At 50.3% G+C, this 21,360-nt stretch carries 15 protein-coding genes; 8 read left to right on the top strand and 7 right to left on the bottom strand.

Annotation, left to right across the window (positions count from 1 at the left end):
* Positions 1-16: 16 nt before the first annotated feature.
* A complete protein-coding gene (locus ACFPMF_RS24765) occupies positions 17-217 on the bottom strand; it encodes a hypothetical protein (protein WP_379850198.1) in 201 nt (66 codons plus the stop codon).
* A gap of 436 nt (positions 218-653) precedes the next feature.
* On the opposite strand from ACFPMF_RS24765, the gene ACFPMF_RS24760 reads away from it, so the two are divergent.
* Positions 654-1,412, top strand: coding sequence for a LytTR family DNA-binding domain-containing protein (locus tag ACFPMF_RS24760; protein WP_379850196.1), 759 nt, complete (start codon positions 654-656; stop codon positions 1,410-1,412).
* Between the two features lie 52 nt (positions 1,413-1,464).
* Here ACFPMF_RS24760 and ACFPMF_RS24755 read toward each other — a convergent pair whose 3' ends face one another.
* A complete protein-coding gene (locus tag ACFPMF_RS24755; RefSeq protein WP_379850194.1) occupies positions 1,465-2,163 on the bottom strand; it encodes a response regulator transcription factor in 699 nt (232 codons plus the stop codon).
* A gap of 331 nt (positions 2,164-2,494) precedes the next feature.
* Here ACFPMF_RS24755 and ACFPMF_RS24750 point away from each other — a divergent pair, with 331 nt between their 5' ends.
* Positions 2,495-2,920 (top strand): helix-turn-helix domain-containing protein, encoded by a 426-nt coding sequence (locus ACFPMF_RS24750; protein ID WP_379850192.1) that lies wholly within the window; start codon positions 2,495-2,497, stop codon positions 2,918-2,920.
* 78 nt (positions 2,921-2,998) lie between these two features.
* Here the strand turns inward: ACFPMF_RS24750 and dnaG are convergent, their stop codons facing one another.
* Entirely contained in the window at positions 2,999-4,984 is a 1,986-nt protein-coding gene (dnaG, locus tag ACFPMF_RS24745; RefSeq protein WP_379850190.1) for a DNA primase, read from the bottom strand.
* A gap of 184 nt (positions 4,985-5,168) precedes the next feature.
* Between dnaG and ACFPMF_RS24740 the strand changes: the two genes are divergently transcribed.
* Positions 5,169-6,491 carry a vanadium-dependent haloperoxidase gene (locus ACFPMF_RS24740; protein ID WP_379850188.1) on the top strand — a complete coding sequence of 441 codons (1,323 nt, stop codon included), beginning with the start codon at positions 5,169-5,171 and terminating at the stop codon, positions 6,489-6,491.
* 88 nt (positions 6,492-6,579) lie between these two features.
* Here the strand turns inward: ACFPMF_RS24740 and ACFPMF_RS24735 are convergent, their stop codons facing one another.
* Complete coding sequence (locus tag ACFPMF_RS24735) at positions 6,580-8,472, bottom strand: amidophosphoribosyltransferase (protein ID WP_379850186.1); 1,893 nt, start codon at positions 8,470-8,472, stop codon at positions 6,580-6,582.
* Positions 8,473-9,100: 628 nt separating this feature from the next.
* Here ACFPMF_RS24735 and ACFPMF_RS24730 point away from each other — a divergent pair.
* The gene (locus tag ACFPMF_RS24730; protein ID WP_379850184.1) at positions 9,101-11,587 is read left to right on the top strand and encodes a putative Ig domain-containing protein; all 2,487 of its coding nucleotides are present in this window, start codon (positions 9,101-9,103) and stop codon (positions 11,585-11,587) included.
* 185 nt (positions 11,588-11,772) lie between these two features.
* Here ACFPMF_RS24730 and ACFPMF_RS24725 read toward each other — a convergent pair whose 3' ends face one another.
* Positions 11,773-13,278: an NADH-quinone oxidoreductase subunit N gene (locus ACFPMF_RS24725; RefSeq protein ID WP_379850182.1), complete on the bottom strand. Its 1,506-nt coding sequence runs from the start codon at positions 13,276-13,278 to the stop codon at positions 11,773-11,775.
* 134 nt (positions 13,279-13,412) lie between these two features.
* Between ACFPMF_RS24725 and ACFPMF_RS24720 the strand changes: the two genes are divergently transcribed.
* The 4 genes from ACFPMF_RS24720 (at position 13,413) to ACFPMF_RS24705 (ending at position 20,042) form a co-directional block, all read left to right on the top strand.
* Positions 13,413-14,072, top strand: a complete 660-nt coding sequence (locus tag ACFPMF_RS24720; RefSeq protein WP_379850180.1) for a hypothetical protein — start codon at positions 13,413-13,415, stop codon at positions 14,070-14,072.
* Between the two features lie 1,148 nt (positions 14,073-15,220).
* The gene (locus ACFPMF_RS24715) at positions 15,221-17,551 is read left to right on the top strand and encodes a GumC family protein (protein WP_379850178.1); all 2,331 of its coding nucleotides are present in this window, start codon (positions 15,221-15,223) and stop codon (positions 17,549-17,551) included.
* A gap of 91 nt (positions 17,552-17,642) precedes the next feature.
* Positions 17,643-18,794, top strand: coding sequence for a DegT/DnrJ/EryC1/StrS family aminotransferase (locus ACFPMF_RS24710; RefSeq protein WP_379850176.1), 1,152 nt, complete (start codon positions 17,643-17,645; stop codon positions 18,792-18,794).
* 78 nt (positions 18,795-18,872) lie between these two features.
* A complete protein-coding gene (locus ACFPMF_RS24705) occupies positions 18,873-20,042 on the top strand; it encodes an N-acetyl sugar amidotransferase (RefSeq protein ID WP_379850174.1) in 1,170 nt (389 codons plus the stop codon).
* A 65-nt stretch (positions 20,043-20,107) separates the two neighbouring features.
* Here ACFPMF_RS24705 and ACFPMF_RS24700 read toward each other — a convergent pair whose 3' ends face one another.
* Positions 20,108-20,449, bottom strand: a complete 342-nt coding sequence (locus ACFPMF_RS24700) for a LytTR family DNA-binding domain-containing protein (RefSeq protein ID WP_379850172.1) — start codon at positions 20,447-20,449, stop codon at positions 20,108-20,110.
* Positions 20,446-20,883: a hypothetical protein gene (locus ACFPMF_RS24695; protein ID WP_379850170.1), complete on the bottom strand. Its 438-nt coding sequence runs from the start codon at positions 20,881-20,883 to the stop codon at positions 20,446-20,448. The genes ACFPMF_RS24700 and ACFPMF_RS24695 overlap by 4 nt, the downstream gene beginning before the upstream one ends.
* Between the last annotated feature and the right edge of the window lie 477 nt (positions 20,884-21,360).

Raw genomic sequence — 21,360 nt, 5'->3', positions numbered from 1 at the left:
TACAATAAAGAGTATGTTAGGAAAGCGCTAATTGATCAGCAGCGCTGGGTTGCAAACCGTGGAATGAGGGCCACCAGTCGCAGCAAACCTGATCATCTTTGCCAGCTTTTACCAAATGAGCGTTGTCATTCGTTTCGTTTTTGGCGATTACATTCAGGTTGATTGAAGCTGAGTTCAATAATTGTTTAGCGGAGCTGATAACAAAGTTCTTTTTCATGACGATAGATGATGTTAAAATGATAATTGTCTGTCATCAATCGTTCGTTTTTGCCTAGGAGTATTACTGCCGATTGATTGATACAAAATTACCGGCCAGGGACAGGCAAAAGAATGGAGACTTTTGTCTAAAATATTATGCAGCTTTAGTAACTAATTACTATTAATTGTTAGTAATTTAGCACAGTTCAAGAAGTGGATGCTTGATTTGAGTAGCAATGACTGAAGTATCGCTAAATCTGAAATTCATTAGAAGGCCCTTCAAGAGTCTAAGTATAATGCTGTTGGCGGTATTTACGTTTGAAGCATTCAGTTGGCTGTATACTTTCGAAAAAAAACTGCTTAAAGTCAAAGAATATGGTGGTGTATTCGGTTATATCTGGATTTTATTCCGGGGGGGAATCCTGCCGGAATTCTCTACCCTGATTATTCTCCTCATGCTTCTGAATATTTACCACGAAGCCTGCCGGATGAAACGACTGGAACTAATCCCCAAAAGCATCCTTAATTACGAGGTAAAGGTTCTGCCCGTTATGCTGCTGGCTTTCTTTCTCTTCAATCCAGTGACACAAACGGTCCGTTACCTGCTGGTCGAATTCCCGAATTATGATCTTGAACTCTACCTTGAGAATTATATCCAGGGAACCTATACCATCAAATATTACTTCGTCTACCTGATTCCAGTGCTGATTATGGGGTATGGCGCCGTTAATGGGTCGCTCCTGGCTGATATCCTGGAACAACGCCGACAACGAAAGCGGACAACCGAGACGGCCGACCCCTACCAGACACTCACCCCCCAGGCTGGTGCCTACCTGACGCACCTGAAAGGCAAAAACAGTTTCGGCGAAACCATCATTGCCGTGCAGGATTGCTACTGGTTTGAAACCGAAGACCGGAATTACTACGCCATTCACCCATCCGGACGGTTTTCAATTACCAAAACAATGGATAAACTGGAAGCCGAACTGAGCCCGGAACTCTTTTTCCGAACCAAACGCAACTGCATTATCAACCTCAGCTTCGTAGCGAGTTACTCCTACTGGGAGAATGGTAAATACAGTATCCGGATGCAAACCCCCAACAACGACGAGACGGATATGCCCCGGGCTCGGTTGCAGGAATTCAAAAACCGGCTTGTCCGCTTCTCGGCGCAGGAAGTCGAATACACTCCGCCCAAAAGCGAAATTTTGTAAATACTTACGAGAGAATTCAACCTTCCGCGTGTATTTACTTCAGAATAATTATTCAAAGGTAATCCTTTACGGAAATTCCATAACGCGCCAGGTTCCGACAACTTCCTAATTCCAGTTTCTGGGCAATGTTCATTTTATGGTTGGCGAGGGTTCGGTAACTGATGTGCAACTGATCCGCAATCTCGTGCCCCGTTGTCCCCTGGGCTACCAAGCGCAAAATTTCCAGCTCCCTGCTCGTCAGCCGATTAAGCTGCTGCTTCGTTTCATCAGACATTACATTCATCCCGTAGTTTTTTAGCAGGAGTAAAAAACCGGGACTGTAGTAATAACCACCGTTGCTGATGGTCTGAAAACATTTATATAATTCGTCAAAACTATCGTTGGCGTACAGAAAGCCGTAAAAGCCCTGTTGCATGGCATTGGCTACGAGCTTCAGGTCCGGTTTGCTCGTATACAAAATGAATTTCGTCCGCTGGTTATCCGTACGAGCCTGCTGGACAATATCAACACTGCGTCGCCCGGAAATTTCCGACTCCAGAATAACACATTGCGGCTGTTTCACCCGAATCTGCTGGAGTGTATCTTCCATTTCAATGGCCCTCCCTACTACATTGTACCCTTGCTGCTTCAATAATTGGCAAAGCATTTCGCAGGTAAACAATTCCGCCTGAGCCACTAGAATAGAAAAGTCTTTTCGTCGCAAGCTGAACGAAGGAGGAGACGATTCCGGTTTTGAATTTCTATTGTTCATATTAAGTGATGGTAGCTCAGCCTTTCGAAGCTACAAGTTAATGGACCAAATTAATTCGTTGAGCTTTTCGAAATCAATACTTTTCTGCGTGAAATAACCAAAATTGGAAATGAGCCGGTTCACTTCTATAGGGATTTTGGCACCATTGATAGGACGCTGGAACTGACAGAGAAAATCGAATGCTAGATACAGTAAAATTGGTTATTTCACGCGGAAAAGTGGTTATTCCGTACGAAATGACTTTTTTACTTGTATTTGATGACGTAGTTTTCACTTGTAATTCGAGGGAATCTGTAGAAAACAAGAAACTGAAACTATTAAATTAATAACAATGCGGAACGTTAAGAATTTAACTCCACAGCAGGTCGAGCAACTCCGTCAAACGATTCGTGAGAGCCAGAACAACGTCCTGAAAAAACGTTGTCAGTGTGTACTGTATAGTTACTACGGCTTGACGGTAAGCGAACTGATGGAAATGTTCGATGTCGATCGTCGCAGTATCTACAACTGGATGAATCGTTGGCAGGAAGACGGTGTTCAGGGCTTACAGGATAAACCGGGTCGCGGTTTAAAACCGAAGCTGAATCCCGAGAACCAGCAACATGTTGAAAAAGTTATGAAAGCGATGCTGACGTATCCCAAAGAACCGCGGCAAGTATTGCAACAAATCAACCACCAGTTGCCGAAGCCTGTCAGTCAGGATACCCTACGTCGCTTTGTAAAGAAAATATCGAGAATGGACAGCATGGCTGCCTGACCCTCAGTCTATAAAGAAAATGAGTAACCTGCAGCGGAGGCTTTTCTCCAGACGCGCTGTAAGTTACTCATTTTCATATTAAGATATGACTGTGCCCAGCAATCGGCTGATTTCCATGTCCACTTTTTTGAAGTGCATATACTCCAGCATTAACCGGTCGCTTTCGGCCGGGTCCGTTGCCTGACTAATTTGCTGCTTAATTTCCCGCATCTGCTGTTCAGCGACCAGTTTTTTCAGGCGAAGAATGTTGGAAAAAGCGGCATCCGCGAGTTTGTCTACTTCCGTCGGTACGTAAATCTCGTGCTTCTGCCAGTTTTCACTAAGTTGATGGCGGACGGTTACCAGTCCGATGGCCCGATGCTGAAAATCCGGATTCCGATGCCGCAGAAAATAATCCGCCGTCCGGATTTCCTGGGCCAGAAAACCTTCCCGGATCTCCGTCAGCATTTCGTTAAAAACCGGGGTCACAAATTCCATCGAGCCTAACTCACTGAGCATGTAATGACAAACCGAAATGTCAGGCTCCAGTTCGTGCGCCCCGTAGTTGATCAGCAACCGAATGCATTCTTCTTCCTGATTGGCGAGGGGAGAGGGCTTCTGCGAAGAACGGGACTCGATAACCCGGTTCTCCGCCGGTGCCGTTTCAACCGGAAAATCGGTCAGAATACCCGCTACTTCGTCGGGCATGGATGAGGGGCCCGACGCTCTGTTTGATGAGGCCGGGCGGTCCGGTTGGGGCCTGAGCTGCTGTTTCTGCTGGTTGAGGACCATCCGGTTGCTTTCCGAAATCAGCGTTTGCTCATCGACCTGCAACTGGCGGGCGGTTTTCTGAAAAAATACCTGCCGCTTGATCGGATCGGGAATTTTCGAAATGCTCTGAATGATTTCGGTGATAATTTCGGCCCGTTTGAAGGGATTATCGCCCGCGTCTTTCAGCAGTATGCCGGTTTTGAACGAAATAAAATCGTTGGCGTTTTTCGAGAGGTAATTCCGAAAGGCTTCCGCTCCCACTTTCCGGACGTAACTATCGGGGTCGTCGCCGTCGGGGAAGGTCGCTACACTCACATTGAGGCCCTCTTCCAGCACCATGTCGAGCCCGCGCAGAGCGGCTTTGATCCCGGCCGCATCGCCGTCGTAAAGAATGGTGACGTTCTGGGTGAAGCGACTGATTAAACGGATCTGTTCGATCGTTAGCGAGGTGCCCGACGAAGCAACCACGTTTTTGATCCCGGCCTGGTGGAGCGAAATCACATCCGTATAGCCTTCCGTCAGGTAACAGATATCATCTTGCCGGATGGCGTTCTTCGCCTGAAAAATACCGTATAAAACCTGGCTTTTGTGGTAAACCTCCGTCTCGGGCGAGTTGAGGTATTTGGGCTGATTTTTATCCGCTTTCAGAATCCGAGCGCCGAACGCAATGACCCGCCCCGACACATTATGAATGGGAAAGATCACCCGGCCCCGAAACCGGTCGTAGGTTTTGCCGCCCTCCTTCGCTACAATCAAACCCGCTTTCTCCAGTAATTCCGCGCGATACCCCCGCTTGCCCGCTTCCTGCAGGAGAGCATCCCACTGATCGGGGCTAAAGCCCAGCTCGAAAGCCTGAACGGTATTGTCCAGAAAACCGCGTTCCCGGAAATAACTCAGGCCAATGCTCTGCCCTTCATCGGTGGTTAGCAGATGTTTGTGATAGTAATCTTTGGCGAAGTTGAGAACAATAAACAGACTTTCCCGCTCATTCTGTTTGATCAGCTCGTCGGGTGTCAACTGTTCTTCGGCCACCTCGATACCGTACTTCTTCGCCAGGTGGCGCAGCGCTTCCGGATACCCGATGTTTTCAATATCCATCACAAACCGCACGGGATCCCCCGCCTTTCCGCAGCCGAAGCATTTGTAAATCTGCCGGGCAGGGGAGACGTTGAACGACGGCGTTTTTTCGTTATGAAACGGACAACAGGCAATCCAGTTCTGGCCCCGCTTTTTGAGCGAGACATAATCGCTGATGACGTCGATGATATCCGCCGATTGACGGATGCGGTCGATGGTTTCCTCGGGAATGCGCATACACCAAAGGTACAGAACTCCGCCCGGTTTTGGCAACGTTTTTGTTAGGATGAGTTCCGGAAGGGGCGCTGTTATCCGGTTCCTTCCTATTGTCATGATCCATTTCCTTCCTTCACAATCGTCCGGCTTACTCCCCTCAAAATTGCTTGCAAAAGCAATTAATGGTGCGCTTGCTTTTGTCTTGTTGATAAACCTGCTTAGCTGTACTAAAAATCAGCAGGACCAAACCGTATCACCGCAGTCCAAAACGGCGGACCAGTTTCCGGCGGAAGTTGCTTTGCAATGGTCGGGATTTCAATTATACCTGATCCAGAACTCCACCGGTTTTACGCCCCCCGTCGCGTCGCGGGCGCTGGGCTACGGGGGACTGGCGCTGTACGAAGCAGTCGTACCGGGACTGCCCATGCATCAGTCACTGGCCGGGCAGTTGAACGGGTTGTTGGTTTTGCCCAAAATTGACGAAAAAGCGGTTTATCACTGGCCGGCTTCGGCCAATGCCGCCGAAGCCCAGATCTTACGAAACCTGTACGCCAACACCAGCGATGCCAATAAAGCGAAAATTGATTCCCTCGAAAACCGCTTCCTGGCCGGTTTCAAAACCGAGTCGGTGGCCGAGGACGTTCTGGCAAGATCCGCAGCGTTTGGTAAACAGATTGCCGACGCCATTTTTGAATGGTCGAGAACCGACGGTGGGCATGAGGGCTATAACCGCAACTTTCCGGCGGATTACAAACTGCCGATTTTCAACGGGTCATGGCAACCAACGGAAAATGGCCGGAAAATTCCCATGCAACCCTATTGGGGCAAAAACCGGACGTTTGTTGCGAAAAATGCAACGATGCCGATTCTGAAACCGTTAGCGGTTTCTGCCGACGTTAAATCCCAGTATTTTGCGCAGTATCTGGAGGTCTATACCAAAAACAAGTCGCTGACGCAGACTGAAAAAGAAATTTCGATCTGGTGGGCCGACGATCCGAGCGACACGTTTACCCCGCCCGGACATTCCTACAACATCGCCCGCATTGCCATCCAGACGGCACAGGCAGATTTGGGTAAAGCCGCCGAAACGCTCGCCCGTACAGGAATTGCCGTGGCCGATGCGTTTACGATCTGCTGGAAATGTAAATACCTCTTCAACAACGAACGACCGTATACTTTCGTCCGTCGGGCGATCGATCCGGCCTGGATTCCATTCTGGCCCGCTCCGCCGTTTCCGGGGTATTCATCCGGCCATTCCACCCAGTCGGCGGCTGCCGCCCTGGTTTTGGCCGCCGTTTACGGGGAAACGTTTGCCTTCACGGACGACTCACACGTAAAACGGGTTCGGGATCAAAAGCGAAACACTGATTTTAAGACACGAAGCTTTAAATCGTTCTGGGAAGCCGCCGAAGAGTCGGCCTATTCCCGCTACCTGGGCGGGATTCACACGCGGCAAGACAATGAGATCGGCCTAAGCACCGGGAAAACCATTGGGCAAAACGTGAACGGATTGAACTGGAAGAAATGAATTAAGAGTGAAGAGTTAAGAATTGGCTGACGTATTTGTTTTAACTCGCGTCAGCCAATTCTTAACTCTTCACTCTTAATTCTTAACTCTAATAAGCCCTTACGCCTTTGCCTTCCATGAAGTTGACGAAGGATTTGTTCACCACTTTGTTTCCACCCGGAGTAGGATAGTTACCGGTGAAATACCAGTCGCCCGAATGATTGGGGCAGGCTTTGCGGAGATTGTCAACCGTCTGGAAAAGCACCGCCACGTCGGCCTTCAGATCCTTCGGAGTCACAATATCCGCTACTTTATTCGAAATCTGATCATGGGTAAACGGATCATACAATGCCTTGACGTAATTGGTGGTGGCGGCATTACCCGATTCGATCGCGGCCACGCACTGGGCGTAAATTTCGTCGATGCGGTTTTCCAATCCGCTTTCTTTCAGCAACTGCAGCACGGCCCGGAAAGCCACAAACTCCTTCATCTTCGACATGTCGATTCCGTAGCAATCGGGGAAGCGAATCTGGGGAGCCGACGAAACGATAATGATTTTTTTCGGGCCCAACCGGTCGAGCATTTTCAGAATGCTTTTTTCCAGCGTCGTTCCCCGGACGATCGAATCATCAATAACGACCACATTATCAATGCCTTTCCGGATTACTTCGAAAGTCGTATCGTACACATGCGAAACCATCTCATCCCGCTGCGTATCATCGGTAATGAAGGTTCGTAGCTTCACATCCTTCGAAACCAGTTTCTCGATGCGGGGACGGAACGACAATAAACGGTCGAGATCCTGCTCAAACAGGATCCCTTCCATGATGGCGCGCTTGCGTTGTTTGGCCAGGTATTCTTCCAGCCCTTCCACCATACCGAAGAAGGCGGTTTCAGCCGTGTTGGGAATGTAGGAGAAAACCGTATTCTCCAGATCGTAGTCGATTTCCTGTAAGATCTGTGGAATCAGCAGCTTGCCGAGCATTTTACGCTCGTTGTAAATATCCGGATCAGAGGCACGGGAGAAATAAATCCGTTCGAAGCTGCACGAGCGTTTTTCGATGGGCTTGATGAATTCATATTCGTCGTACTCTCCGTACTTATCGATAATCAGCGCATGGCCGGGCTTTACTTCCTGAATCTGGTCATACTCGACGTTAAAGGCGGTTTTGATCGCCGGTTTTTCGGAAGCTACAACCACCACTTCGTCGTCGGCGTAGTAATAAGCCGGGCGGATACCAGCCGGGTCACGGGCCACAAACGACGCACCGAAACCGGTCATGCCGACCATGGCGTACCCACCGTCAAAATCCCGGCAGGAGCGGTGCAGAACCCGCTGCAGGTCCATGTTGTCTTCGATGATGTCCGACAAATCCGGGTTTTCGTAAATGCCCTTGAACCGGTCGAAGACGCGCTGGTTTTCTTCGTCCAGAAAATGGCCGATTTTCTCCATAACGGTCACCGTATCGACCTCATCCTTCGGGTGTTGGCCCAACGAAACCAGTTTCTTGAACAGGTCATCGACGTTGGTCATGTTGAAGTTCCCGGCGATAACGAGGTTCCGGCTGCGCCAGTTGTTTTGCCGCAGCATCGGATGGCAGTTTTCGATTTCGTTGGCCCCGTGTGTTCCGTACCGAAGGTGACCCATCAAAACTTCACCCGTAAACGCCAGGTTTTCCTGGAGCCAACGGGCGTCGCGGGCCTTTTCCTTGTTGTTCTTAAGGGCTTTGCGGAATTTTTTGTTGATCTTCTGGAAGATATCAGCAACCGGTTGGCTGGCTACCGAGCGGTAGCGGCTGATGTAGCGATGGCCCGGCGGTACGTCGATTTTGATGTTGGCAACCCCGGCACCGTCCTGGCCCCGGTTTACCTGTTTTTCCATCAGCAGGTACAATTTGTTGATGCCGTATAAATGAGTGCCATACTTATCAATATAATGTTGGTATGGCTTGCGGAGCCGAATCAGGGCAATACCGCACTCGTGCTTTATGGCGTCGCTCATGCCTGGTGTTTTAGTTGTTATGAAGGTAACTCCCGAAGCGTGCTTTTCGTTCAGTTGAAGTTAAGGCAAAGTTACGAAAAGGACAATGCCAATGAATTACCGTTAACAAGACTTTTTTAAGGGATCGCTAAATAATCAGGCAAACTATAATTTTCTAAATTATTTTAGGATTATTGCAAGAAGTTCGGGTATGAATGGATAGGTTATAATCAGCGTTTTATATAGGGGTTAACAGACATTGTAGTTAAAAAATAACGGACTTTTGATAATCAGTATTTGTAAAGTACAATGATTGGGTTTAATATTGGACACTATTAGTATCATATTACGCTATATTATTGATATTTTAAAAACTCTGGCCTATATGCAAAAAATGTACTTCTCCTTTTTTTATTCTCCACCCTCCAATCGTAGCTACTAAGCATTATAGGCAGTAGATTTTCGGCTTTGGCGCAAAAGTCGGATGGTTTTTACGGTTGTGCTTCTTATGGTGTCGGTGAGGTAATCACCAGATTTCATCGGGTTTGTAGTAGCAACGGCATTGGTCAAGACAAACTTTGTTTGTCCTGACTGTTCTTCATGGTGCATTCCAGTTTGTTCATATTCATTACTTCTTTTGTCCGTATTTATGAAAAAATTTACTTCTGACATCTATTCCAATCATTCGCGCAGATTTTCCTCTCTGCTGAAAGGTACGCTGGGCGTTCTGCTGCTTCTGCTGGGCATAACGCCGGGCCTTTTTGCCCAGATTACGGTCGGCCCTTCAGGGGACCACGCAACTATTCAGGCGGCAATCACGGCAGCACCCGTCGGGGCAACCATCACAGTAGCAGCGGGCAAGTACAATGAAAATATTACTATTAACAAGAGCCTGGCCATTACGGGCGCCGGCCGAACCAGTACGACTATTGTGGGGCAGGGAAGTGCAGAGGCTACCGTGTTCATCAATGGTACGATGAGTGACGTTTCGGTGAGCGGTTTTACCATCATTGGGTTCGACGATAACAATCCGGGTTCTGAGGATGGGGCGGTTTTTCTTCGGGGAGATCTTAGCTCCATTTCCATTACCAACAACGAAATCGTTGCAAACGGAGACCTGGGATTTGCTACCACCTACAATAATCCCGTAAATGGTTTAGTCATAAGCGGCAATATCTTCTCGGGGAAAACCTTTGTTGGAGATAACCCCGGGGTGATTGTTTCTCCGAATACCCAATTTAATACGCCCAACGTCGCCCGCTCCCTGGTTTTTTTGAATGGCAGAACTGCGGGACAGAGAGTATCCAACCTGACATTTACGGATAACCAGATAACCGGTATTGCAGGAACGTCAGTGGCGGGGAATGTGGCCGTCAATATTGAGGCTGAAACCGCTACGGTGAAGGGAAATACGTTTGCTGCTGAAACTGGAGGGCCGGACTCAAGACCGGCTCTGCGGTTACGGGGAACGGGCATCAGCGCAAGCTGTAATACCTTTGCGGCAACATCATGCACAAACTGTACTTATATCCAGTGGGATATGGACCTGAATCCGCTGGTGGGGGCGACGCCGAATACGGTGGCTGGGGTGGCTTCGCAGAACACATTCCCGGCGGATGCTTCGTATATTAGTTCGGTTTCGGGGCCAACGGCTATTTTTATATCGGCTTCTCAGGCGCAATTGGTTCCGCCGGGTACGCAAACCGTCCTGCCCGCTGTTTTCACGGTTTCACCAGCCAGCCAGACCCTCAATGCCGGAGAGACGGCTTCGCTGACGGCAGTCGGCTGCGATGGCGGGACGGTTTCCTGGAATACGGGCGCAACGGGCGCTTCCTTCACGACCCCGGCTGTAACCGCTACGACAACCTATACGGCTACCTGTACGCCCGCGGGTGCCGGCTGTTCGTTTACGGCCACGGCCACGGTGGAGGTTCCAACCGTAACGGGGAGCTTCGAGGGCTTTATGCAAACCGTTAACTGCAGCAATTTGACAGGCTGGGTGTGGGATCGGAATAAGCCCAATGTACCGCTGCAGGTCGGTTTGTATGAAGGCAATAATCTGGTGCTTATTGTCGATGCCAATAATTTCCGTCAGGATTTGCTGACGGCTAAAAAAGGGAATGGAATTCATGCCTACAACGTTCCGACTCCCGAATCGCTGAAGGATGGCGCCACGCACGTACTGTCGGCTCGGGTATTGAACAGTACCTATCAGTTGAAAGACTCACCCAAGGTGCTGAGTTGTGGCGTACCGAATCCGGCACCGGTGGCTCCGTCAGTAGCCCCGCTGGCGGCAACGGTGGACGTCGCTTACACCTCCAGTGCCCTGCCCGCCTTTACCGATTCGGAACCGCTGACCTACGGATTGACCGGTTTACCCGCCAATCTGAGCTTTAACGAAACCACTCGGGTTATCAGCGGTACACCCCTGACCGCCGGAACATTTGTTTTGAACTATACCGCTAAAGACGGCACCAGCACCAGCGCAACGAGCGTGACCCTGGTGGTAAGCGGTACGCCTTCTTCTACTCCTGTGACCGGTAATTTTGAAGGGTTCCTGCAAACGGTTAATTGCGATATTATTACGGGATGGGTTTATAATAAGAACCAGCCCAATGCGCCAATTACGGTAGAGATTTTCGAAGGAGGTGCCAGCTTCGCCATTGTAGAAGCCAGCAATTTCCGGCAGGACCTGAAAAACGCCGGGAAAGGCAATGGGTATCACGCCTTCAGCATTCCGACACCGGTGGGTTTAAAAACCAATACCAACCGGGTCGTTGGGGCGCGGGTTTTAAACTCCACCTATAACCTGAAAGACTCACCCAAGGCGCTTAAATGTCCGGCCCCGTCGGGCCGTGTGTCGGCTCCCTCGGCAGAGAGCAATGGGTTGAAAGTGACGGTATTGGGTAACCCGATTGGAGAACAGGTTGATGTCGAAGTGCGGGGTGCCGAAACCCGGGCATTGCGGTTCCAGATCAGCGATGCACAGGGACGGGTCGTTATCGAGCGGGCTGTACAGGCCGCCGGAGCGGTAGAACACCAAACGTTCCGACTGGGCAATCAGCCATCGGGCCTGCTCTTCCTGCAAGTAAGCACGCCCGGCCAGAGCCGTACGCTCAAATTGCTGAAACCTTAATTGATTACAGAAAGTGACAAAACCGCCCGTCCTGACGCGTCAGGACGGGCGGTTTTGTTATTGGCCGGCTCAATGGGCGACTTGGTCGCCAAACGCCCGGAAACAAGGGGCGCTGTATTGCCCGACTCATTACGGCCCGTTTCGCTTTTAGCCACTTGACTGAGACAGGGGAGCCTAAACCAACTTTATAAACCCTGAATCCAGCGCAGGACCCAGTTGGGCTGGAAGAAAAGAAACAGCACGGGCACCGTTAGCACAGTCGCTAAAATGAGTTGTGGCCGGTTCAGTTTTTTGTCTGGCAAAGCTGTTGCTGGCGCTGGTCGGAAGTACAACAGGAAAGGAATACGGAGGTAATAAAACAGCGAGACAACGGCGTTCAGCAAACCAATTCCGAACAGGGCCAGTAACCAGGGATTGCCGTTGGCCTGGTGGGCTTCGAGGAGGGAAGAAAAAGCCAGGAACTTGGCCGTAAAACCGACCGTCGGCGGGAGGCCTGTCAACGCAATCATAACCACCGTCAACGCAGCGCCAAGAAGCGGTTGCTGATTGCCTAATCCGCTGAAATCCTGCATGGTTAATTCCTTGTTCTCCTGCCGGGCCAGCAGATCGGTGAGCAGGAAGGCGGCCATGTTGATGAAGACGTAAGTGGCCACGTAAAAAGTAGCCGCTTCGAACCCCGTTTCGTTGAAAGCAATAACCCCTACCAGCAGAAAACCGGCATGAGCAATGGAGGAGTACGCCAGCATTCGTTTGGCGTTTGTTTGCCAGAGCGCCGAGAGGTTGCCGAGGGTGATACTGGCAATGGAAATAACCGCCAGGGGTGTCTGGAAATTGGCCGGTAAAGCCGTTAGGATACGCATCAGGACGAGCAACGCAGCGGCTTTGGGAGCCACCGAAAAAAAGGCGACAATGGGGGTTGGAGCTGCTTCGTAGGCATCTGGCGTCCAGACGTGAAACGGCACCAGCGACAGTTTAAAGAACAGACCGGCCAGTGTCAGAAAACCGGCAATATAAATAACCAGCGAATCATTCCGCGTCAGTTCGTTCAGGGAGTCGGTTAGCGAAAGCGTTCCGAGCAGTCCATAGAGCAACGACATGCCATACAGCATAATGGCCGAGCTGATGGCACCAAAGAGCAGGTATTTCAGGCCCCCCTCGGAGGCTTTGCGGTCGGCGGAAAGCGCCGTCAATAAATAGGAGCTGATGGATACCAGTTCAATGCTGAGGTAAATGGTCAGCAGATTGACCGACATCGTCATCAGATACAGCCCGAGAAGCAGTGCAAGCAGAATCGGCAGCCAGTCGAGCGGCAGCGTGTCCTGCGGCCGCCGGACCAGCCAGGCGTGAAGGATGGCAAAAAAAGCGGCCAGGGTAACGACCAGTTTATAAAAAACCGCCTGATTATCAAGCAAAAGGACGGTGTTGAACAAAAAGCCTTTTTCCAGGGTCCACTGGTCAAGCAGCAGTAGCCCGACGCCGACAACGCTCATAACGGAGAGACTGTATTGAATGACCCGGTTTTTCGTAACGGCAGCGGCATTCGGCCCCGAACCCAAATAGCCGGTTTTGGCAGGGGGGCTGAAGACTAAATCTGTCAGGACAACCAGGACAATTGCAGCGATGAGCGCCAGCTCCGGCCAGAAACCGGCTAAACTTCGGATACTATCATTCAGTTGATCAATGAGTTGCAAGGCGCAGACAAATAGGCGGATTTTGATGGCGGTAAAGGTACAAAAAAAGCGTACTGGTTTTAGGATTGGTTCGTTATCTTGTCGTGTGAAGACCGTTCCGGATTTCGAATCCTACGATAAATGATGCTCTACTGATGAAAACCATGCTGATCTCGGGCCTGTTGCTGCTGGGCCTGACCACCCTCACCTACGCGCAGGGGGTCTTTCTGACGGATGTAAATGGTCAGGTAATCCGGGCCAACAAGTACGTAGACGTGCAGGGCTCTCCGTATTTGAATGATGCCTGGAAAGATGGGACCGTAACGACCGCCAACAGCAAGTTATATCCGAATCTGAAAGTGCGGTACGATGTGTATGCCGGCGAACTTGAGTATTCGCAGAACAACCAGACGTACCGGTTGAGTCCGGCAACCCTGAAAGAGTTCCGGATCATGGATGCTTCCGAAATGATTTTCCGGAACGGTTTTGCCGCCGTGAACAACAATACGTCCACGACATTCTACCAGGTTTTGGTCGACGGTCCTACGAAGCTGCTCAAGCAATACAAGGTGAATATGACGGAAAACAAACCGTTCAATTCGGCCACAGTGACGAAAGAATTTCAGAAACAGGAATACTATTTCATTGCCAGACCGGATGGTTCCGTTCAGAAGATTCAGAAAAGCAAGAAATCGGTGCTGGCGGCCTTGGCCGATCAGAAAGACCAACTCGAGAAACTCATCAAGGAGCAGGCTCTGAACCTGAACGACGAAAGCAGTCTGGTTGCGTTGCTGGAACGTTATAATGCGAAATAGACGATTGTCGATGGGCTATCGTCTATTTAAATCCCCATCCGGTGTGATCTGTTTTTCATAAGCGTGCAGCTGAACGGGTTGCCTGGTTTTGCGCAGGCACATGTTGAGGCATTCGACCAGGAGCGAGAAGGCAATTGCGAAGTTTTGGTATGGAGCCAATTTCGCTGTTGAAGATCACGATTTCTGCCAAATCAGCGCCTTCGGTAATGAGCATGAAACCGGTCATGATCAGGAAGGCCCGACCGAGCCGCTGGATACTGGGATGTTGTTAACAAACTTACCAACGAAACCGGTAAAAACAGCCTGATCAGCACGGATAAGCCAACAGCCACGATCATGATAGTTACTGCCGAATGATAAGAGGTTGCAAGCCTTTTTGACCGGTAAAATAATTGTCTGATTACCCCATAACAGCTATAGAGAATTGCTTATAGACATACAGGCAAGAGTATTGGAAATTGAGTAGACACTGCTGTTATTTATCGGACAAAATGTGAAAATATTTTTGCGGTTTTAAGTAGTGTTTTTTTTCTGCACTCACATCGTTTCCGGGATGAAATGGTAGTCTAACCAATTGTTTATCTGTTCTTTGGTTTACATATGTGCGTTATATCTTTCGGGAATAATAATGGTAAAAACCGGGCATTAAAAGACAGAAAATTACTTGATGTATAGCCATGCAAATAAAAATGGTAAATTATTTCTGCCGCCACATAATAAATTTAGAGTTTAGTATTTGTTAGATAAATAGGCTTTCGTGTAGTTTTGTTGTTGAGTTGACAAGTTTAATGAGTTAACTACGCGTGTGTAAAGCTTCGTTTTTCTGACTGTTTTTGCCTCTTCAGCGGGAAAACTATCCTACTCAACGACCACAAAATCACTTCTTTGGATGGTATAAGGTAGCGTGAAATACTTGAGTATTTTTACGAGTCAAAAGCAGTTTTGAAATCTGGAAGGTAAAGGCTGGTCGTTTATCCAGCATTTCTGAAAATGACATGCCGGTGAACCATTGGAATTGGGTCTGATACGGATGGATACTGTGATGGGCGTAATATTTCTCCATACTGAACTGATAATGAGCAGTATATCGCTGTCCTGGTCCGGCAGTTTATAAGGGTTGTTTTATTGAGTTACTAAGGCTGGTGCTTATGAAGTCGTCGAATATGTACACTTATCCGATGTATCCGCAGGGGGAAATTAGTCCGGCGGATTCGAAGGGCGCATTACGGGGCTATGTTAAACACTGGAAATGGTTTCTCATCTCGCTGGTCGCGATGCTCGTGGCCGGTTTTGTCTTTATCTGGTTTACCGAACCCATTTACCGGATTCAGGCCAGTTTGCTGGTGAAGGATGAACCGAAAAATACGACGGACAACGCGGTTCTGAAAGACATGCCTCTCTACGGTCAGCCGAAAGTCGTCGAGAATGAAATCGAAATCCTGAGGTCGAACACACTGATGAAGAAAGTGGTCGATTCGCTCCGGCTGAATATTCGCTTTTTCCGCAGTACTCCGTTTGGTAAACGGGAAATTTACGAAGAAGCACCCATCCGGATCGTTCTGATCGAACCCACGGCCAATCTCTACCGGGCCGACATTCAGGTGAGCATCATCAGCCCAACGACGGTGCGGTTGAACGATTGGGTGTATCCGGCAAACCAGGTTATCAACACGCCCTTTGGCCGGTTGCAAATTTTCATTAAACAACCCGTGGTGTACTCCAACGAACCGGTGGTCGTCCAGATTATGACCTACCCCCAGGCGATTCGGTATTACCAGAGCAAACTCTCCGTCGAACCCAGCGGCAAAGCCTCGACGGTGGTGGTGCTGACGCTGGAGGATGCCGTCCCAAGTAAAGGGGAAGCCATTCTGAACCAGATTATAACCAATTACAATTCGGCGGCAACCGACGAGAAAAACCGGGCGGTGACGCACGCCATGCGGTTCGTTCAGACGCGTCTCAAACTGGTTTCCGACGAACTGGCGGCTCTCGAGAAGACAATCGAGTCGTATAAAGCCGAAAATGGCATTTCGGATATGGGGGCCAATGCGCAGGCCCTGCTGACTACGTTACAGAACAACGATGCCCAACTCAATCAGGTGGCAATTCAGCTCAGCACACTGGGCGATATTGAACGGTTTGTCCGGGGAACGAGCGCCAACCGTGGAACCCCGCCCGCCACTGCCCGGTTCAGCGACCCGAATTTAACGTCGCTCATCCACAAACTGACCGACCTCGACCAGCAACGAAACCAGGTGGTGCGGACCTCGCCCGATGCCAGTCCGTTGCTTAAGTCACTCGATGATCAGATCAATGCCACGAAAGGCGGTATTGTTCAGTCCGTTGCGACCCTTCGGCGGGTGCTGACGAGTACGCGCAGCCGGTTGATAGCCGCTAACAAACGGTATGAAGACCAGATTCGGATCATACCGGGCAAGGAGCGCGCTTTGATGAATATTACCCGCCAGCAGGCCAGCAAGAACAATCTGTATGCGTACCTGCAACAGAAGCAGGAAGAAATGACAATTTCACTGGCGTCGGTAAGCGCCAACAGTCAGGTCATCGATACGGCCAGTGCCAGCTCGGAGCCGATCAAACCCGTTAAACTGTTGATTCTCTCCCTCTTCGGTCTTGTCGGTCTGATTATTCCGGTGATCATTATTCGGTTCAAGAAATTCTTTAACGAACGGGTTTCGAGCCGGGTCGAAATCAACGAAGCCACCAAAACGCCAGTTATTGGGGAAATCTCCTATGTCCGGCACGAATTTCCGGTTATTGTCAACGGTCGCAAACGGTCGGTGGCGGCTGAACAAATTCGGGCTTTGCGCACCAACCTCCAGTTTCTGCGGGAAAAAGCCAGCGACAACCAGGTCGTTTTGTTTACTTCCAGTTTGAGTGGGGAGGGCAAATCATTCCTGTCGCTGAATGTGGCCGTCAGCATGGCGCTGGTGGGCCGCCCGACTGTGCTGGTCGACATGGACTTGCGCCGTCCGAAACTGCATAAAGCTCTGAACATGCTTAATTTTCGGGGCAGCAGCAGTTATCTGTCGGGCGAAGCTACGCTGGATGATATACTGCAACAGGTACCCGGTTTTGATAATCTGTATATCATTTCCTGCGGTCCGATTCCGCTGAATCCGTCGGAATTGCTGAGTGGTCCGCGGCTGGACGAACTGGTGGGGGAACTGCGGGCGCGCTTCGATAACATCGTCATTGATTCTCCGCCGATTGGATTGGTGACCGACGCCCAGTTGATTGGCCCGTTTGCCGATGTTACGATCTATGCCGTTCGGCACAATATTACAAACCGGAGTTACCTCAAACTCGTTGATGCCCTGTATCAGGATAAGCGGTTCCCGCAACTGAACATTGTGCTGAATTCCGTTAAAAACCGCTTTTCGTACGATTACCGGTATTACTATTACCGAAGTTCAGGGAATGATAAACCCAATCTGCTTCGGAAATACCTGCTCCATTGAGCCTTTCAACCGTGAAATTGCTGAAAAAAAAGATGTTTTAATGAAAGTCCCACAGTAACCTTGTAAATGCCCTCCTGTAGCCTTTTCCGCCATGATAACAGCAGAACGTATTCCGATGGTTGATCTGAAAAGCCAGTATAAGCGGCTGAAACCTGAGATTGACGAAGCGATTCAGCAGTGTCTCGAAACGGCCGATTACATCAATAATGCCTTCGTGCGGGAGTTTCAACGGAATCTGGCGGCTTTTTTATGGGCAAACCGGGTCGTTGCCTGCGCCAGCGGCACCGATGCGCTGCAAATTGCGTTGCTGGGCCTGGGCCTGAAACCGGGCGACGAAGTGATTGTCCCGGCGTTTACCCACGCGGCAACGGTCGAGGCCATTGCGTTGCTGGGGCTGACACCGGTATGGGCCGATGTGGATGCCCACACCTTTTTGCTGACGGCAGAAACCGCCGGAAAAGTGCTGACCTCCCGGGCCAAAGCCATCGTGCCGGTACACCTGTTTGGCCAGTGCGCCGACATGGAACCGTTGCTGCAATTGGCCGCCAGCCACGGTTTGGCGGTGATTGAAGATGTGGCGCAGGCGCTGGGCAGTGAGTACGAGTTTGGAAGTGGGGCCGTCGAGTCGGCCGGAACGATGGGAACGGTTGGTTGTACGTCATTCTTTCCGTCGAGTAACCTCGGCTGTTACGGCGACGGCGGAGCCCTTATGACCAACGACATTGACCTGGCGGAGCGTTTTCAGATGATTGCCAACCACGGACAGCGCAAACGATACATTCACGAAGTGGTCGGGATGAACTCGCGGCTCGATCCACTGCAAGCCGCCGTTCTGACGGTCAAGCTTCGGCATTTGAACGAATTTAACCGCCAGCGTCAGACGGCAGCAGCCCGCTACGATTATTTGTTAAAGGATGTTCCGGGCCTTCAGACGCCGGTTTCCAGGGAGTCGTCCGCGCACGTCTATAACCAGTATACCCTGATCGTGCCGGCGGGTGTTCGGGATTCCCTGCGGGCCCACCTGTATTTGAATGGAATTCCGTCGGCGGTGTATTATCCGGTCCCGCTGCATCTCCAGCCCGCTTACTACAGCGATCGGTTCCCGCAGGGAAGCTTACCGGTTTCCGAACGCTTGAGTCAGCAGGTGCTTTCCCTCCCGATTCATACGGAAATGGACGCCCAGCAACAGAAGCAAATCGCCACGTTGGTGAGCGATTTTATGCTTGCTAAAAAAGGATTCTAAGTGGGGCGTTGGCGTAATTGATAATGATTCGGAATGGAATTCGGGCTTGAATTCGATCGATAGCAGTGCAACGAAGAAATGGAAGCAAAAACCAGTTCCTGGAAATTTAAAGCAATCGATGAACATCAGCGGTGCAGCCGGTGTGTATTGGATACGACGGTTTCCGATATCTGGTTTGATGCCGCCGGGGTTTGTAAATATTGCTATATCCACGATGAAATGGAGCGGCTTCACCCCCTCGAAAACATGGAGGAGGCACTCGGGAAGATTGTTAAAAAGATCAGGAAGGCGGGCCGGAACAAATCATACGACTGCATTGTGGGCGTCAGCGGGGGGCGGGATAGCATTTATACCTTGTATTTAGCCCGGAAACTCGGGCTTCGGCCGCTGGCGGTTTATTTTGACAATGGCTGGAATACCGAGACTGCGGTTTCGAACATCCGGAAAGCGACGGATCTGCTGCGGGTGGATCTGCATACGGTGACGGCCGACCCCGACGAATTCAGGGATTTGCAACGGGCTTTTCTGAGAGCCTCGGTTCCCGATGCCGACATCCCGACGGTCTACGCCATCCATTCGGTCCTGTACGAAAAGGCCGCTAAAGAAAACATTCGCTATATTCTGCACGGCCATTCGTTCCGGACAGAAGGTACCTCACCCATTAGCTGGACTTACATGGATGGCCGGTATATCAAAGACATTCACCAGAAATTTGGCAGTGGCGTAATCCGCAGTTTCAAGATCCTGACGCTGCCGTGGCTGCTTTACTGTGTTTTTGTTAAGCGGATCAAGGAAGTTCGGTTACTGGAATACATCGAGTACAATAAGAAAAAAGTTGATGAAGTACTGAAGCACGATCTGGATTGGGTATATTACGGTGGACATCACCATAAAAACCTGTATACCAATTTTTTTCAGTCCTTTTTGCTGCCCGAAAAGTTCAATATTGACAAACGGAAAACCGAACTTTCGGCCCTGGTTCGCTCCGGGCAGATAACCCGGGAAGCCGCGATTACTGAACTGGAGGCCGGGTCGTACCGCTACGAGCGTTCGGTGGTCATGTACGCGATTGCCAAACTGGGCCTGTCGCTGGAAGAGTGGGAACACGTGTATTACCGCGCCCCCCGTTCGCACAAGGAGTTTCGGACGTATTTGCCACTGATCCGGCTCCTCCGGCTGCCCATCTGGGTGGCCTGTAAGTTGCGGATTTTACCGTACATTCTGTACCTGAAATACGCGAGTCCGTAAAACGGAACTTGGCTGCGGAACCGGAACTGGAAGCGGTTGTAAGGATCAGGTAGCCGGTTGGGAAGCTAGTTGTTGGGCGCCTTAAAGGACTTGAAAACTTCGGCAATCCGTCGGCGGGCCACTTGCAAAACCGTACCGTCGGTCAGCGTAATTTCGACCTGGTAAGTGGAAATCCGGTGAAGGCGCGAAATATGGCTGGGATTGACGAGGGCACCACGACTGATACGAATGAACTGGGGAAGCAGTTTTTGCCAACGAACCAGCGTGCGGGCGGTCATCAGGTTCGGGGCATTGATTCGGTGCAACAGGCTGTAATTACTATTGCCCTCCAGCCAAAGCAGCTCGGAGAGCGGTAATGGGACTTTATAACCCCGAAGTTGTACAGAACCGGTTTGCTGCTGCCTCATGCAGGAGTCGTCAAGTGTTGCGCGACATTGTGAAGGAATGAACGGACCTGGCGCGGCTGAGTGGTAAGCTCACACCGTTCGGCCTGTAAAAATTCATCAAGCATGGACTTGTCAGTCGCGGTTGCGATGCGTTGAATCCGACCACTCTGCCGAGCCCACAAGCTGTACCCATAAATGGCGTTGGGACATTCTTCCAGAACGGCAAAACCGTACGGCGTCAATTCGCCGGCCGGCTGGTGCCAGAGAACAAACCAACGGGCTTTGGCCATAATTTGGGGTAATGAAAGCCGCTGCTCTTCCCAGGCCCGGAAGCGGGTGAGAAGAGAATCAAATGGGATTGGTGACGCATCCGGCTCGGTAGAGGGAGCGGCCGGGTGCGTGGGTTCGAAAAGTTCAGTATAACTGCGGTGGCGTTGAGTAAACCAGAAAGACATTTTCGGGCAGGGGATAACTCACGTGTCATGCCACCTTGAAATGATCCCGGAAGATCACCCAGATGAATAGAAACTTGTGAGGAAATTAGGTTCAGATGTTTTCATCCAATTTCAATGCCATTTTGTGTGGTTTATCGTACTATTCATAAAGTTTTGTCAAAAAATATAAATTTCAAGGTGTGACCTGCCGGAAATGAGTACCGCATAATCACTCTGTCGTTTTTAGTACAGAATCGGGGCCTTTGGCACAGTAATTGTCAAATTGGGCCGCCAACGTAAACAATTATACGGTAATGGGACCAGATAACGGGTTTTCCGGCCGGTAACGGGAGCGCATCGACGGAGCTGCCAGACAAGCACCGGCCCGTATCGTTTTTCCGCTAACCGGGAATCCATTGACCGGCAGGCTGATCGGCACCCACTCGGTTCGATGAAGTCACCAGCAACTTTTCAAACGGAGTACCGCATGAATTGTGG

Origin of the sequence: Larkinella bovis (assembly GCF_042655385.1) — a bacterium.
GTDB classification, from domain to species: Bacteria; Bacteroidota; Bacteroidia; order Cytophagales; family Spirosomataceae; genus Larkinella; species Larkinella bovis.
The sequence above is the reverse complement of the archived record's forward strand: the minus strand, read 5'-3'. Positions and strand labels throughout refer to the sequence as shown.

Excerpts from the sequence above, each read along its gene's own strand:
- ACFPMF_RS24765 (WP_379850198.1), bottom strand. The coding sequence starts at position 217 with ATGAAAAAGAACTTTGTTATCAGCTCCGCTAAACAATTATTGAACTCA.
- ACFPMF_RS24760 (WP_379850196.1), top strand. The coding sequence starts at position 654 with ATGCTTCTGAATATTTACCACGAAGCCTGCCGGATGAAACGACTGGAA.
- ACFPMF_RS24755 (WP_379850194.1), bottom strand. The coding sequence starts at position 2,163 with ATGAACAATAGAAATTCAAAACCGGAATCGTCTCCTCCTTCGTTCAGC.
- ACFPMF_RS24750 (WP_379850192.1), top strand. The coding sequence starts at position 2,495 with ATGCGGAACGTTAAGAATTTAACTCCACAGCAGGTCGAGCAACTCCGT.
- dnaG (WP_379850190.1), bottom strand. The coding sequence starts at position 4,984 with ATGCGCATTCCCGAGGAAACCATCGACCGCATCCGTCAATCGGCGGAT.
- ACFPMF_RS24735 (WP_379850186.1), bottom strand. The coding sequence starts at position 8,472 with ATGAGCGACGCCATAAAGCACGAGTGCGGTATTGCCCTGATTCGGCTC.
- ACFPMF_RS24730 (WP_379850184.1), top strand. The coding sequence starts at position 9,101 with ATGAAAAAATTTACTTCTGACATCTATTCCAATCATTCGCGCAGATTT.
- ACFPMF_RS24720 (WP_379850180.1), top strand. The coding sequence starts at position 13,413 with ATGAAAACCATGCTGATCTCGGGCCTGTTGCTGCTGGGCCTGACCACC.
- ACFPMF_RS24715 (WP_379850178.1), top strand. The coding sequence starts at position 15,221 with ATGAAGTCGTCGAATATGTACACTTATCCGATGTATCCGCAGGGGGAA.
- ACFPMF_RS24710 (WP_379850176.1), top strand. The coding sequence starts at position 17,643 with ATGATAACAGCAGAACGTATTCCGATGGTTGATCTGAAAAGCCAGTAT.
- ACFPMF_RS24705 (WP_379850174.1), top strand. The coding sequence starts at position 18,873 with ATGGAAGCAAAAACCAGTTCCTGGAAATTTAAAGCAATCGATGAACAT.
- ACFPMF_RS24700 (WP_379850172.1), bottom strand. The coding sequence starts at position 20,449 with ATGAGGCAGCAGCAAACCGGTTCTGTACAACTTCGGGGTTATAAAGTC.
- ACFPMF_RS24695 (WP_379850170.1), bottom strand. The coding sequence starts at position 20,883 with ATGTCTTTCTGGTTTACTCAACGCCACCGCAGTTATACTGAACTTTTC.